We start from the raw sequence: 13,544 nt of genomic DNA on the forward strand, positions 1-13,544 counted from the left end.
CGCGTCGTACGGGAACGTCAGGTCAGCCGGTCTGGTGGTGGACGTAGCACCAGCGCCAGTCCTCGTCGGGCTCGACCGAGCGCATCACCGGGTGCTGGGTCGCGCGGAAGTGGGCGGTGGCGTGGCGTCCGACCGAGGAGTCGCAGCAGCCGACGTTGCCGCACGACAGGCACATCCGCAGTGCCACCCAGGCGGTGCCGTCGGCGAGGCAGGCGGCGCAGGCGAGCGTGGGCGGCGGGTCGAGCAGCGGGATCGTCGCGAGGTCCTCGCAGCCGTCGAGGCGCTGCATCCGGCTCGAGGTGCGCAGCTCGGCGCGGGCCGCGTCGGCGGCGTCGAGCATCGACTCCTCGACGTCGAGCATCGCCAGCACCTCGCTGACGATCTCCGACGGTACGGCGCCGGTCGACCGGATCTCGAGCACCCGGCGTCGCTCGGCCTCGATCATCTCGCCACGCCAGCGCGAGTAGAGGTCGCTCGGGCTCTCCTGACCCTCGGTGGTGCCGAGCCGCTCCCACGCCGCGAAGTTGCGCTGCTCGATGCGCTGGATGATCAGCGCCTTCACCTGGTGCGGGTCGTCGCAGTCCTCGGCGAGCTCGTTGAGCCGGATCAGGCCCTTCTTCGCGGCCTGCTGGAGCAGGGTGGCGCGCGCGAGCGCGTCGTCCTGCGGGTCGGGGCCCTCGACGTCGAGCCTGCGGGCGAGCAGCGGCAGCGTCATGCCCTGGCCGAGCAGGGTGCCGGCGACGACCGCGAACGCGATGACCAGCAGCACCTCGCGGTGCGCGGTGTCCTCGGGGACCGTGAACGCCGCGGCGAGGGTGACCACACCGCGCATCCCCGCCCAGCCGATCAGGAACGAGCTGCGCCACAGCACCGGCTCCTCGGTGCGCTGGCTGGAGGAGCGCCGCAGCAGCAGGCCGCTCGCGGCGAACACCCAGGCCAGCCGCAGCACGACACAGGTCGCGAGCGCGGCGACGCACGCGAGCGCGATCCGGCCGGCGCCGAACTCGCTGTCGCCGACCTCGGCGAGCAGCCAATCGGCCTGCAGGCCGATGAGCAGGAAGACCGTGTTCTCGAGGACGTAGGCGATCGTGCGCCAGTTGGTGCGCTCCGCGATCCGCGACGGTGCGGTCTGCAGGATCGGCGCGACGTGTCCGAGCAGCAGGCCCGCGACCACGACCGCGACCACGCCGGAGGCGTGGATCTCCTCCGCCACGATGTACGCCGCGAACGGGATCACCAGCGAGATCGCGGTGTCGAGCAGCGGGTCGGTGACCTTCTTGCGGATGAACCCGACGACGACGAACACGACGCCGCCGATGGCCGCGCCGCCGCCGGCAGCGACGACGAACTCGAGGCCGACCTCCCACGCGACCGCAGATGCCGCGAGGGCGGTTCGCAACGCCACCAGTGCCGTCGCGTCGTTGAGCAGGGACTCGCCCTCGAGGATGGTGACCACGCGTCGTGGCAGGCCGATCCGGCGTCCGATCGCGGTGGCCGCCACGGCGTCGGGCGGTGCGACGACGGCGCCGATCGCGAGGGCGAGGGCCCAGTGCAGGTCGGGGATCACGAGCTTGACGACCACCCCGACGCCGACCGTGGTGAACGCGACCAGGCCCACCGACAGCAGCAGGATCGGCCCGCGGTTGGCGTTGAAGTCGACCAGCGAGGTGTTGACCGACGCCGAGTAGAGCAGCGGCGGCAGCAGGCCGAGCAGCACCACCTCGGGCTCGAGGCGCAGCTCCGGCACGCCGGGGACGTACGACGCCGCGACGCCGACCACCACCAGGGTCAGGGGCGCGGGGATCTCCACCCGCTCGGACAGGGCGGTCACCGTCAGGACGACGACCGCGATGGCGACGAGCAGGAACGCGATCTCCACCCGGCCAGTGTCCCGGACCTGAGGTCGGGTGCGTTAGTCCGTGCTCCAGACGCGTGCAGCGCAAGGCGGGGTCGCGACGGCAGACCGGGCCGTCTTCCGAGCGTCCCCAACGCCGCGATGTGCGTGCCTGGGGCGCGGAATGGCGTGCCGGACCTCAGGCCCGGGGCACTTGTTCTCCCGGTTCGGTCGTGAGTTCGCGGATTCGTGCGTCCAGCTGGCGGCGGTCGGTCCGGCTCACGACCGCCTCGACGACCTCGATCCCGCCGTTCGGCGAGGCCAGTGCCTGGTCGAGCTCGGGCCGCGAGGTGACCCGCAGGTGCGGGATCCGCGCCGCCGCGCAGAGGCTCCCGAGATCGGTGCCGTGCGGGGTCCCGAAGAGCCGCTCGAAGGAGGCGGCGTGCTCGGGCGCGCCCTGCTCGAGCATCGAGAAGATCGCGCCGCCGTCGTCGTTCGGGACGACGATCGTCAGGTCCGGCCGCGCCTCCTCCGGCCCCAGCACCAGGGCGGTCTGGTCGTGCAGGAAGGTCAGGTCGCCCATCAGGGCGAGGTTCCGCGTCGAGTCCCTGCGGCCGAGTGCCGCGCCGATGGCGGTGCTGATCGTGCCGTCGATCCCGGCGAGGCCCCGGTTCGCGATCACCTTCCGGCGGCTGCCGACCGGGGTCGGGCGAGCCACGAGGTCGAGGTCGCGGATCGGGCTCGAGGCGCCGACGACGAGCAGGCCCCCGGCGGGGAGCGCCGCGTGCGTGGCCGCCGCGACGTCGTACGGCGTGAGGGTGGGCTGCTCCGCGAGGAACCGGTCGATCCGGCGGGCCAGCGCGCGGTCGGCGGCGCGCCACTCCTCGAGCCAGGCGGGGTCGTCGGGCTCGTCGCCCTCCCACCACGCGCCGTCGATGCGGGTCGAGCCCGGCGGGGCGGGCGGCCACACCCCCGGGCACGGTACGACGAGCACCTCCACGTCGCTGCGTTCGATCAACCGGGTGACCGGCCGCGACAGGGTCGGCCGCCCGAACACCACCACTCGCTCGATCCGCCCACCGAGCTCGGTGCCGAGCAGGAGGCGGTAGGTCCGCAGCGCGAGCTCGCCGGTGCGGGCGCCGCTGCTCGGCTCGGCCAGGAGGGGCCAGCCGGCGGCCTCCGCCAGCTGCCGGGCGCGCGGGCCGGCGTCGTCGCCGGCCACCACGACCGTCCGGGGCCCCGGCTCCAGCGTCGTGGACGGTGGTCCCGGGCGAAGTGCACGAGAGTTCGGCCGGTCTCGGTGCTGGTGGGCAGGGACGAGCGCAGCGGGGGCCGTGGGGACGAGGGGCGCGTCGAGCTGGAGGTTGAGGTGGGTCGGCGCGTCGTCGGGGGCCACGACCGCGGCGAGGTCGGCGAGCGACACGACGTCGTGGGTGGTCACGAACGGGCTGAAGATGCCGACCTGGTCGGTGGTCTGGTTGGCGCCGGTGCCGCGCAGCCGGGCCGGCCGGTCCGCGGAGACGACCACGAGCGGGATGCCGGAGTGGCAGGCCTCGAGGACGGCGGGGTGGAGGTTCGCGACCGCCGTGCCGGACGTGGTGACCACGGCTGCGCGCGCCCCGGACTTGGTCAGGCCGAGGGCGAGGAAGCCGGCCGTGCGCTCGTCGATCCGGGTGTGCAGGCGCGGTCCGCCGGACTGCGCGGCCGCCCAGACGGCGTACAGCAGCGGGGCGTTGCGCGAGCCGGGAGCGGCGACGACGTCGGTCACGCCGGCTCGGACCAGCCACGCCACACAGGCCTCGGCGAGGGCCGCTGCGCTTCCGGGGTCGTCGGGGCTCATGACCGACGATCCTCGCGCACCGCGCGGACCGCGGCGAGCCGGGCCTCCCAGTGCGCGACGCGGTCCGGGGCCGCGGCCAACACCTCCATCGCAGGTACGTCGACCGCGACCGCCCCCACGGGCAGCGCTCCGTCGACCGGCAGCAGCGGTGAGGTCGCCACGTCGGCCGTCAGCAGCTGCACCGTCGCGAGGCCGCACGCGTGGGGCAGCGACGGCAGTGCGGCCGCGAGCGCGACCCCGGCAGCGATGCCGACGGAGGTCTCCAGCGCGCTGGACACGACGACGGGCAGGCCGATCCGCTCGGCGATCTCGAGGCACGCGCGCACGCCTCCGAGCGGCTGCACCTTGAGCACCGCGATGTCGGCGGCCTCGAGGTCGCGTACGCGGTAGGGGTCCTCGGCGCGGCGGATCGACTCGTCCGCGGCGATCGGCACGGCCACGCGGCGCCGGACAAGCGCGAGCTCCTCGACGGTGGCGGTCGGCTGCTCGACGTACTCCAGCCCGCCGGCCGCCCGGTCCAGCAGGCCGATCGCGGCGACGGCCTCGTCGACCGACCAGCCGCCGTTGGCATCCACCCGCACGTGGCCGTCGGGGCCGAGTGCGTCACGGACCGCCTCCAGCCGGGCCTCGTCGTCGGCGGTCGTCTGGCCGGGCTCGGCGACCTTGACCTTCGCGGTGCGACAGCCGCCGGCCAGCACGATCGCGTGCGCCCGCTCGGGATCGACGGCCGGGACGGTGACGTTGACCGGGACGCTCGACCGGACCGGGGCCGGCCAGTCGCCCGCCATCGCCTCCTCCGCGCACCGCAGCCACGGCTCGGCGACCTCCGGCGGGTACTCCAGGAAGGGGCTCCACTCCCCCCACCCGTTCGGTCCCGCGAGCAGCGCGACCTCGCGGACGGTGATCCCGCGGAACCGGGTGCGCATCGGGATCGAGAGGACCCTCATGTGAGCGCTCGCAGGGCCTGGCGGTCCGGCTTGCCGTTGGGCAGCAGTGGGATCTCGTCGAGCACGACCCACTGCCGCGGGGCCCAGGCACGCGGGTGCTCCTCGGCGACCCAGTCCCGGAGCTCGTCGACGATCCCCGCGTCCGCGGGCACCACGAACGCGACCACCCGGTTGCCCCACTCCGCATCCGGTACGCCGAGCACCTCGGCCTCCCGGATCGCCGGGTGCGACCGCAGCCGCTCGGCCACCGCCGGCCCCGGCACGTTGAGCCCGCCCGTGACGATGACGTCGTCGAGCCGGCCGATGAGGGCCAGTCGTCCGTCCTCGTCGATCCGGCCGGCGTCGGAGGTGAGGAACCACCCGTCGACGAGCACCTCGCGCGTCAGGTCCGGCTGGCCGTCGTACCGGGTGAAGAGGGTGGGGCCGGCGATCCGGACCCGGCCGCCCTCACCGAGCGCGACCGCGACGCCGTCGAGCGGCAGGCCGTCGTAGACACAGCCGCCGGCGGTCTCGGCCGAGCCGTAGGTCGCCACGACGTGCACCCCCGCCTCGGCCGCCTGCGCCCGCAGCTCCTCGCCGATCGGGCCACCGCCGAGCAGCACGGTGTGAGCGTTGCGCAAGGCCGCCAGGTCGTCGGGCGCGGCCAGCATCCGGCGCAGCTGGGTCGGCACGAGCGAGACGAACCAGCCGGCGCCCTCCGGCCAGCCGCCTCGTCCTGAGCCCGTCGAAGGGTCCCGCTCGAGCAGCACCGGGTCGTGTCCGGCGACGAGCGAGCGGACGATCACCTGCACGCCGGCGACATAGGTCGGGGGGAGCGCCAGCACCCACGGACCGTTCGCGCCCAGGCGCGCCGCCGACGCCCGGACCGAGGCGAGCACCGCGGCGCGGGAGAGGACCACCCGCTTCGGCGTACCCGTCGATCCCGAGGTCGCGATGAGAAGTGGCACGTCGTCGGGTCCGTCCAGCCAGGCGCGCGCCTGTCCGACGACTTCAGCGGCGGAACCGCCGGGCGCCCAGAAATCCACGCGACAAGACCCTAGACCCACGGAGAAGATGTCCGACGATGAGCATCTCGGCCGAAGCGACGAAGCAGAGGTTCTGGCGACGCCTGGTCCCACCCACCCCGATGTCGCGGCGCCTCGCGACCCAGTCGGTCCTCTTCTCCACCGGCGAGGGGGCCTTCAACACGGGCAGCGCGGTGTTCCTCACCCAGGTGGTCGGGATGTCGGCCAGCCGGGTCGGGCTGGCGCTGACGATCGTCAACGTCGCCGAGTTCCTGATGGCCTACCCCGCCGGGAGGCTGGTCGACCGGCTCGGACCGAAGCGGGTGTGGTCCGCGACGACGTGGGGCCGCGCCGCGTGCTTCGCGGTCCTGCCGTTCGTCGGTTCGTTCGAGGAGTACGTCGCCGTCGGCATGTTCTTCGCCCTCTTCGGGTCGGCGGGCCACTCCAGCTACCAGGCCTACGTCGTCGACGTGCTCCCCCCCAAGGAGCGGGTCGAGACCCAGGCCTACCTGTACTCCGCGCTCAACCTGGGCTTCACCCTCGGGGCGATCATCGGCGGCGTCGCCCTGGCCACCGACAGCCTCGACGTGATCCGTTGGTCGCCGCTGTTCGCGGCGGTGCTGATGGGGTTCAACGGGTTCTGGATCGCCCGTCTCCCCGCGGCACCGCACGACCTCCGCGTGGCGAGCGGCGAGGCCCGCGAACGGCCCACCGGGCCCGGGCCGTTGCGCAACCCGGGCTGGGTCCTGGTCACCTTCTGCCTCGGCGTGCTCTGGACCAACCAGACCCTGCTCAACGTCGTGATCCCGCTGTGGCTGGTGGAGGCCACCGACGCCCCGCACGTGCTGCTGGCCTGGCTGTTCGGGACCAACACCGTGCTGTGCATCTTCCTGCCGGCGTACACCTCCAAGGGGGTCAAGGACCTGCGCGACGCCCTGCGCTACGTCTGGATCTCGACCGGCTTCTTCGTGGTGTCGTGCCTGATCACGCTGTGGACCCACTCGACGGTCGGGCTGGTGACGGTGCTGCTCGTGTGGCTCGGCCACGTCACCGTGACCGGCGCCGAGCTGTTCATCTCAGGGGCGAGCTGGTCGTTCCAGGCCGAGCTGATGGACCCGAGGCGACGCGGGGAGTACCAGGGCGTCGCCGACGTCAGTCGCGCGATGGGGTCGATGTGGGCGCCGGCGCTGTTCACCTACCTCGCGATGGAGCAGGGCGAGGCCGGCTGGCTGGTCATCGCCGCGATCGTCACCGGGGCGACCGTGCTGACCGGCCCGTCGCTCGGCATGGCGACCCGCTTCCGCGACCGCCACTTCCCGGTCACTCCGGAGCCGGAGCCAGCAGCTCCCTGACCCGCAGCAGGACCCGGCGGGTGGTGGCGAGGTCGTCCTCACCGAACTCCTCGCGGAGGGTCTCCTCGACCGCGAGGATGTGGTCGAAGCCGGTCTGGGCGACCGTCTTGCCGTAGTCGGTGTAGCGCACGATCTTGGCGCGCCGGTCGGTCGGGTCCGGGACCATCTCGACCATCCCGAGTCGCGCCATGTCGCGCACCACCTCGCCCATCGACTGCCGGGTGATCCCTGAGCGCGCCGCCATGTCGGCGGCCCGGGCCCCTTCCGGTGGCAGGGTCGCGAACACGGCGTTGTGGGCGTCGCCGATCTCGGTGTAGCCGGACCGGTGGGCGTGTCGCAGCATGTCGATCCGCAGCACCCGCGCGGCCTTGTCCACCAGCGCGATGAACGGCTCGAAGTGCGGTCGCTCGGGATCCGATGCCGCAGCAGCTCTTGACATTGACAGGTTACCTTCCAATAATCGACAGGCATCCTTACGTTATCAGGAGAAGCCATGGACGCACGAACGATCCGCCCGCAGGTCGCCCGACTCTTCCGCCCCTGCCTCCCCGGCGGCAGCCGCACGACCCGGGTCGCGGTCGAGCAGGAGCTCTTCGCGGTCGACTTCTTCAACGGCGGCAGCGTCCACCCCGACCGGGTACGACGCGCGATCGCCGGGCAGCCCTACGAGCCGTGGGTCGCCTTCGAGCCCGGTGGCCAGGTCGAGCTCAGCCTCCCGTGCGCTGCCTCCGCCCACGACGCCGGCGACCAGCTCGTCAGCGTCACCCGCGCCCTGGCGGCCGACGTCCAGGGCGCCGGCATCGTGCTCTCGTCGGTCCCGGTCCGGGCGGTCGACCCGGCCACGCCGCGCTACCTCCGCACCCCGCGCTACGACGCCATGGAGCGCCACCTCGACACGATCGGGCCCGCCGGTCGCCGGATGATGCGTGCCACCGCCTCCACCCAGCCGTGCCTCGACTGGTGGCCCGGCCTGGCGGGCCTGGAGCAGTGGCGGCTGCTCCACCTCGCCGCGCCGTTCATCGCCGCGGCCACGGCCCGCAGCGCCGGTCCCACCGGCCGGCTGACCACCTGGCTCGCGCTCGACCCGGGCCGGACCGCGTTCGACGACCGGCTGCTCCACGGCGACGACCCGGTCGCCGCGTACGCCGCCTTCGCGGCGAGCGCCACCCGGCTGGTCGACGGCGCCGAGGACCACCTCACGACGCTCTTCCCGCCGGTCCGGCCGCGCGGCAGCTACCTCGAGGTCCGCTTCCCCGATGCCCAGCCCACCGACCGCGTCGGTGCGCTGCTCGAGGCGCTCGCCGGCCTCCTGTACGACGACGCGCGTCGTCGTACCGCCCTCGCGTCGCTCGCCGGCGAGCAGCACCGGCTCGCCGAGCACTGGGCCGCGGCGGCGGCCGGCACCGGCGACGCCGAGCGCGGCCTGGCCCTCCTCGGCCGGCACTTCACCGATCTCGAGGCCGCAGCATGAACCGCCCCACGAGGTTCTCGCCCTCCCCCGCTGCGCTCCTCCAGCCGACGACGTCGCGGGGACCCCGGTGAGCGTCCTCGTCGTGGCCGACCCGTGGGCCACCCTCGACCCGGCGATCGATGCGACGGTCGGCCTGGTCGCGGCCGCTCAGGACCTCGGCGTCGCGGTCCGCACCTGCACCCCCGAGGACCTCTCCGTCGTCGGCGGCCGGGTCCGGGCCCGGGCCACACCGGTCACCCTCGGGCCGCGGGCGCGCGGCGCCGACCACCGCTGGCTCGTGAGCACGCCCTGGTCACGCCCGGGCCGGCCCCAGGAGATCGACGTCGCCGCCGACACGCAGCTGGTGCTGCTCCGCATCGACCCGCCGGTCGACGGGCGGTACCTGCACACGACGTACCTCCTCGACCTCGTCGAGTCCGCCGGCACCCGCGTCGTCAACCGCCCCGAGGGCGTCCGCGCACTGCACGAGAAGCTCGTCGCGCTGCACTTCCCCGAGCTCTGCCCGGCGACCCTGGTCACCCCCGATCCCGCCGAGGTACGACGCTTCGTCACCGCGCACGGCAGTGCCGTCGTGAAGCCGCTCGACGGCTTCGGTGGGCTCGACGTGTGGCTGCTGCGCGACGACGGAGCCGCCCGCGCGCTGGCCGAGTCGGCGACCCTCGCGGGGCGGCGGCACGTGATCGTGCAGGCGTACCTGCCCGCCGTCCGGGAGGGGAACAAGCGACTGTTCCTGCTCGACGGCGAGGTCGTCGGCGCGGTCCTGCGTCGTCCCGACCCGGACGACTTCCGGATCGGCGCCCCCTGCGCGCGTGCCGAGGTCGACGACGCCGACCGCCGCATCGTCGCCGCCGTCGCTCCCCTGCTGCGCCGCCACGGCATCGCGATGGCCGGCCTCGACGTGATCGACGGCCGCCTGATCGAGGTCAACGTGACCTGCCCCGGCGGTACGGCCAAGGCCGACGCCCTGCTCGGCACCGACCTCAGTGGCACCTACCTGCGCCGACTGCTCCACCTGTCCCACCCGACCGCTCCACTCCCGAAAGCGAAGGTCCCCTCATGAGCACCACCGTGATCACCTGCATCGCCCTCATGGCCATCCTGCTGTTTGTCCTCGGCGCCAATGTCACCCGCCACCGCGCGATGCGCGGCGCCAACGGTGGCCCGCAGATGCCGACCGACCCCGCCGACCGCCTGCTCATCGCGCAACGGGCCCACGGCAACGCCGCCGAGTACGTCCCCACCCTCGTCGTCCTGCTCGTCGTCTGCTCGACGCTGACCGAGGGCTGGTGGCTCGACGCCCTCGCGATCGCCGCCGCGGCCGCACGCCTCCTCCACGCGTACGGGATGTTGTCGTCGAAGACCCTCGCCGCGCACGGCCCGGTCCGGGACTCGGGGGCGATGGTCACCTACGCCGCCGGGATCGCGCTCGGCGTCACGGCCCTCGTGGCGATGTGAAGCCGGTCATCGGCGTCGCGGGCCACCGGCAGCTGGTCCCGAGGACCTTCGGCGAGCTCCCGGTGCACGGCACCCCGGCCTGGTACGCCGACGCCATCACCGCGTGCGGCGGCAGACCGGTCGTGGTGCCACCCGGCACGGGACCCGACCTCCTGGACCTGCTCGACGGCGTGGTGCTCACCGGCGGCGACGACCTCGGTGCGGACCCGGCGCGGGACGCCGACGAGGTCGCGCTGGCCCGGACGGCGATCGCGGCCGGGCTCCCGGTCCTCGGTGTGTGCCGCGGGCTGCAGGTCCTCGTGGTCGCCTTCGGCGGCACCCTGCGCGGCGGCCTCGACCACGTGCACCCGGGAAGAGGACACCTCGTCACGACGGCGCCCGGATCGACCATCCGGTCGCTGCTGGGAGCGGCCACGACCACCTCGGCGCTGCACCAGCAGGCCGCCGCCACACCGGGGCCGCACTGGGTGCCGACGGCCTGGACGGACGACGGCGTGATCGAGGCGATCGAGCCCACCGATCCGTCCGTCACGGCGCTCGGCGTCCAGTGGCACCCCGAGCTCCACTGGAACGACTCGCCCCACGACCCCACAGGACCGGCGGTCTTCGCGTGGCTGGTCGCCAAGGCAGGAAATCGGTTCGACACCGGCTGATCTCCCGTCGTACCGTCCCTCTCGATGTCGAGACACCTCCCGGACAAGATCGCCCGCCTCGCCGGACCCACCCCCCTCGTCCGGCGCCTCTCGGCGCAGTCGGTGCTCTCGGCGTTCGGCGACGGGGTCTTCCTCACCGGCAGCGCGGTGTTCTTCACCCAGATCGTCGGCCTCTCCGCCGCCCAGGTGGGCCTCGGGCTGTCGATCGCGGGCGCGGTCACGTTCGTGCTCGCCGTCCCGCTCGGCAAGCTGAGCGACCGGTTCGGCGCCAAGCGGGTGTGGGCGCTGTCGTCGCTGGTCGAGGCGCTGCTCTACCTCGCCTGGCTCGCGGTGGGCGGGTTCGCGACCTTCGTGGCGATGCTCGTCGTGCTCGAGCTGGTGGCGACGGCGAGCCGGTCCGCGCGCAACGCCTACCGCTTCGACATCTTCCCGCGCGAGGAGCGGGTCTCGTCCAACGCCTACTTCCGCGCGGCCCGCAACGTGGGCTACACCCTCGGCGCGCTGCTCGCCGGCATCGCGCTGGCGACCAACAGCGACGACGTGATCCGGGCGGTCCCCCTCGCGACCGCCGCCCTCCTCGTCCTCAACGCGGTGCTGGTCTCCCGGCTGCCCTCGGCCGTCCACCACGTCGAGGAGGCGCCGCTCGAGGCCGCGCTGGAGACTGTGCTCGACGGAGGGGGAGGCGACAGCCGGAGCGCCCTGCGCAACAAGGGGTACGTCGCCATGGCGATCCTCGGCGGCATCCTGGGCACCCACCAGGTCCTGCTCAACGTGGTGATCCCGCTGTGGCTGGTCGAGGAGACCGACGCGCCCCGCGTCCTGCTGGCCTGGCTGTTCGGCACCAACACGGTGATGGCCGTGCTGCTGCAGGTGGCGGCCGCGCGCGGCATCACGACCGTCGCGGACTCACTGAAGGCGCAGCGCCGCGGCGCGTTCTTCTTCGTGCTGTCGTGCGGGATCGTGCTGGTCACCCACGACACCGTCGGCTGGGTGACGATCGTGCTGGTCTGGGTCGGCCACGTGACGGTGACCGGCGCCGAGCTCTACCAGTCCGCGGGCGAGTGGGGCCTGCAGGCCGAGCTCTCCGACCCCGCCCGCCGCGGCGAGTACCAGGGCGTCTCCCAGCTCGGCTACACCCTCGGCACCGTCTGGGCGCCGGCGCTCTACACCTTCCTCGCGATGCACTGGGGGGCGCAGGGCTGGCTGGTGATCGCCGCGATCGTGCTGGTGGCCGCCGTCCTGATCCACCCGGCGGCGCGGGCCGCGGAGCGACACCTGACCCGGGTGGGTGTGGCAGCCCCCGAGCCTGCTTGAATCCACGGATGGCCACCGCGAAGCACTGGATTGCCGGCGCCCGACTCCGCACCCTGCCGGCGGCCGTCGCCCCGGTCCTCGTCGGCACCGCCGTGGCGGTGTACGCCGACCAGGGCGTCTGGTGGAAGGCGTTGCTCGCACTCGTCGTGAGCCTGGCCCTACAGGTCGGCGTCAACTACGCCAACGACTACTCCGACGGCATCCGCGGCACCGACGACGAGCGGGTCGGCCCGCTGCGCCTGGTCGGCTCCGGCCTGGCCACCCCCGGCGCCGTGAAGCGCGCGGCCTTCCTGTCCTTCGGCGTCGCCGCCGTCGCGGGTCTCGGCCTGGCCGCCGCGACGTCGTGGTGGCTGGTCGCCGTCGGTGCGCTCAGCGTGCTGGCCGCCTGGTACTACACCGGCGGCTCGAAGCCCTACGGCTACCTCGGCCTCGGCGAGGTCATGGTCTTCGTGTTCTTCGGCCTCGTCGCCGTCGTCGGCACGACGTGGGTCCAGACCGAGGCGTGGGGCGAGATCGGCTGGGCGTCCGTCGCCGCCGGCTGCGGTGTCGGTGCGCTCGCCTGCGCGATCCTCGTCGCCAACAACCTGCGCGACATCCCCACCGACGAGGTCGCCGGCAAGATCACCCTCGCGGTGCGCCTCGGCGACCGTCGTACCCGGGCCTTCTACGCCGTGCTCGTCGCCCTGTCCGCGGTCGCGGTCGTCGTGCTCGCCGCGCTCACGTCGTGGTGGGCGCTGCTCGGCCTCGGCTTCCTGCTGCCGGCCACGAAGGCCGCGCGGATCGTGCTCGGCGGCGCGGGCGGTCCGGCGCTGATCCCGGTCCTCCAGCAGACCGGCATCGCCGAGCTGGGCTGGGCCGTGCTGGCCGGCGCCGGACTGGTGATCGCCGGCGCCTGAGGACTCCTCAGTCCTCGTCCTCCTTGGACCGCATCTCCTCGTACTTCTCGGTGATCCGGCCGGCGCGCTCCTCGACCTTCACGGCGAGCGCGCTGCGCTGGCGCTCGAGGATGACGTACGACGCGAACCCGCTCACCAGGAACGCGATGATCAGCACGATCAGCACGTTGACGGAGTCGGCGACGAGGAACCACACCCCGAACACGATGCAGAACGCGCCGACGAACAGTCCGACGCGCAGGGCGGTGTAGATCCAGAACTCCTTCACCCCGCAAGGGTAGGCCGGACCGTTGCCGGATCGAGACCCGGGGACCCGTGGCCGATCACCAGTCCCGCTCTACGCTGGAGGCGTGAAGCTCCTGCTCGTCGTCCTCGTCTTCGCGGCCGCCACCTACCTGGCGATCCGCTGGATGCAGGACCGCGGGCTCGGCGGCCAGTCCGCGCCGCGCCGGCCCTCGCGGCCGCAGCCGCCCGCCCGGCCGGTCGCGCCCGACGACGACGAGTCGTTCCTGCGCGACCTCGACTGGCAGCGACGCAAGGAGCGGCGCCAGCCGAAGCCGCCGGACAACCCCGACGCCTGACCCTTCCCACTCGGGACAACGCCTCGAGTGGGCGAGAACCACAGATTCCGGTCGATTCTGGCTCTCCTGACAGATCCGTGGGTCAGGTAGGTGCTGGCTGCCTTCACGGTTGCGGTGGCGTGGGGGGTGGGTGAGTGGCTGGGTCCGCCGGTCGGGTGGCGGTCCGGCGCTCGCGCACACCCCCTCGAGTGGGCACA

14 protein-coding genes are annotated in these 13,544 nt (G+C 73.5%); 8 read left to right on the plus strand and 6 right to left on the minus strand.

Annotated elements, in window-relative coordinates; translation table 11 throughout:
- Positions 1-22 precede the first annotated feature (22 nt).
- The 4 genes from ASE20_RS11575 to ASE20_RS11590 form a co-directional block, all read right to left on the minus strand.
- Positions 23-1,879 carry a cation:proton antiporter gene (locus ASE20_RS11575; RefSeq protein WP_056894692.1) on the minus strand — a complete coding sequence of 619 codons (1,857 nt, stop codon included), beginning with the start codon at positions 1,877-1,879 and terminating at the stop codon, positions 23-25.
- A gap of 154 nt (positions 1,880-2,033) precedes the next feature.
- Positions 2,034-3,674 (minus strand): 2-succinyl-5-enolpyruvyl-6-hydroxy-3-cyclohexene-1-carboxylic-acid synthase, encoded by a 1,641-nt coding sequence (menD, locus tag ASE20_RS11580; RefSeq protein WP_056894693.1) that lies wholly within the window; start codon positions 3,672-3,674, stop codon positions 2,034-2,036.
- Positions 3,671-4,621, minus strand: coding sequence for an o-succinylbenzoate synthase (locus ASE20_RS11585; protein ID WP_056894694.1), 951 nt, complete (start codon positions 4,619-4,621; stop codon positions 3,671-3,673). The genes menD and ASE20_RS11585 overlap by 4 nt, the downstream gene beginning before the upstream one ends.
- The gene (locus ASE20_RS11590; protein WP_225869089.1) at positions 4,618-5,646 is read right to left on the minus strand and encodes an AMP-binding protein; all 1,029 of its coding nucleotides are present in this window, start codon (positions 5,644-5,646) and stop codon (positions 4,618-4,620) included. Before ASE20_RS11590 ends, ASE20_RS11585 begins: the two co-directional genes overlap by 4 nt.
- Positions 5,647-5,684: 38 nt before the next feature.
- Here ASE20_RS11590 and ASE20_RS11595 point away from each other — a divergent pair, with 38 nt between their 5' ends.
- Positions 5,685-6,977, plus strand: coding sequence for an MFS transporter (locus tag ASE20_RS11595; protein ID WP_056894695.1), 1,293 nt, complete (start codon positions 5,685-5,687; stop codon positions 6,975-6,977).
- Here the strand turns inward: ASE20_RS11595 and ASE20_RS11600 are convergent.
- Entirely contained in the window at positions 6,946-7,416 is a 471-nt protein-coding gene (locus tag ASE20_RS11600; RefSeq protein WP_082612334.1) for a MarR family winged helix-turn-helix transcriptional regulator, read from the minus strand. The genes ASE20_RS11595 and ASE20_RS11600 overlap by 32 nt on opposite strands.
- A 54-nt stretch (positions 7,417-7,470) precedes the next feature.
- Here ASE20_RS11600 and ASE20_RS11605 point away from each other — a divergent pair, with 54 nt between their 5' ends.
- The 6 genes from ASE20_RS11605 to ASE20_RS11630 all read left to right on the plus strand — a co-directional run bounded on the left by ASE20_RS11605 (position 7,471) and on the right by ASE20_RS11630 (position 12,766).
- Positions 7,471-8,448, plus strand: coding sequence for a glutamate-cysteine ligase family protein (locus tag ASE20_RS11605; RefSeq protein WP_056894697.1), 978 nt, complete (start codon positions 7,471-7,473; stop codon positions 8,446-8,448).
- Between the two features lie 67 nt (positions 8,449-8,515).
- The gene (locus ASE20_RS11610; protein WP_056894698.1) at positions 8,516-9,508 is read left to right on the plus strand and encodes a hypothetical protein; all 993 of its coding nucleotides are present in this window, start codon (positions 8,516-8,518) and stop codon (positions 9,506-9,508) included.
- Positions 9,505-9,903, plus strand: coding sequence for an MAPEG family protein (locus ASE20_RS11615; protein WP_056894699.1), 399 nt, complete (start codon positions 9,505-9,507; stop codon positions 9,901-9,903). The genes ASE20_RS11610 and ASE20_RS11615 overlap by 4 nt, the downstream gene beginning before the upstream one ends.
- Positions 9,900-10,556: a gamma-glutamyl-gamma-aminobutyrate hydrolase family protein gene (locus ASE20_RS11620; RefSeq protein ID WP_056894700.1), complete on the plus strand. Its 657-nt coding sequence runs from the start codon at positions 9,900-9,902 to the stop codon at positions 10,554-10,556. The genes ASE20_RS11615 and ASE20_RS11620 overlap by 4 nt, the downstream gene beginning before the upstream one ends.
- Positions 10,557-10,580: 24 nt before the next feature.
- Positions 10,581-11,870, plus strand: coding sequence for an MFS transporter (locus ASE20_RS11625; RefSeq protein ID WP_056894701.1), 1,290 nt, complete (start codon positions 10,581-10,583; stop codon positions 11,868-11,870).
- Between the two features lie 8 nt (positions 11,871-11,878).
- Positions 11,879-12,766 (plus strand): 1,4-dihydroxy-2-naphthoate polyprenyltransferase, encoded by an 888-nt coding sequence (locus tag ASE20_RS11630; RefSeq protein ID WP_056894702.1) that lies wholly within the window; start codon positions 11,879-11,881, stop codon positions 12,764-12,766.
- Between the two features lie 7 nt (positions 12,767-12,773).
- On the opposite strand, the gene ASE20_RS11635 is transcribed toward ASE20_RS11630, so the two are convergent.
- Positions 12,774-13,034, minus strand: a complete 261-nt coding sequence (locus tag ASE20_RS11635) for a DUF4229 domain-containing protein (protein WP_056894703.1) — start codon at positions 13,032-13,034, stop codon at positions 12,774-12,776.
- Between the two features lie 82 nt (positions 13,035-13,116).
- Between ASE20_RS11635 and ASE20_RS11640 the strand changes: the two genes are divergently transcribed.
- Entirely contained in the window at positions 13,117-13,347 is a 231-nt protein-coding gene (locus ASE20_RS11640; RefSeq protein ID WP_056894704.1) for a hypothetical protein, read from the plus strand.
- The last annotated feature ends 197 nt before the right edge of the window (positions 13,348-13,544 follow it).

The sequence above is a fragment of the Nocardioides sp. Root240 genome (assembly GCF_001428825.1).
GTDB lineage: Bacteria > Actinomycetota > Actinomycetes > Propionibacteriales > Nocardioidaceae > Nocardioides.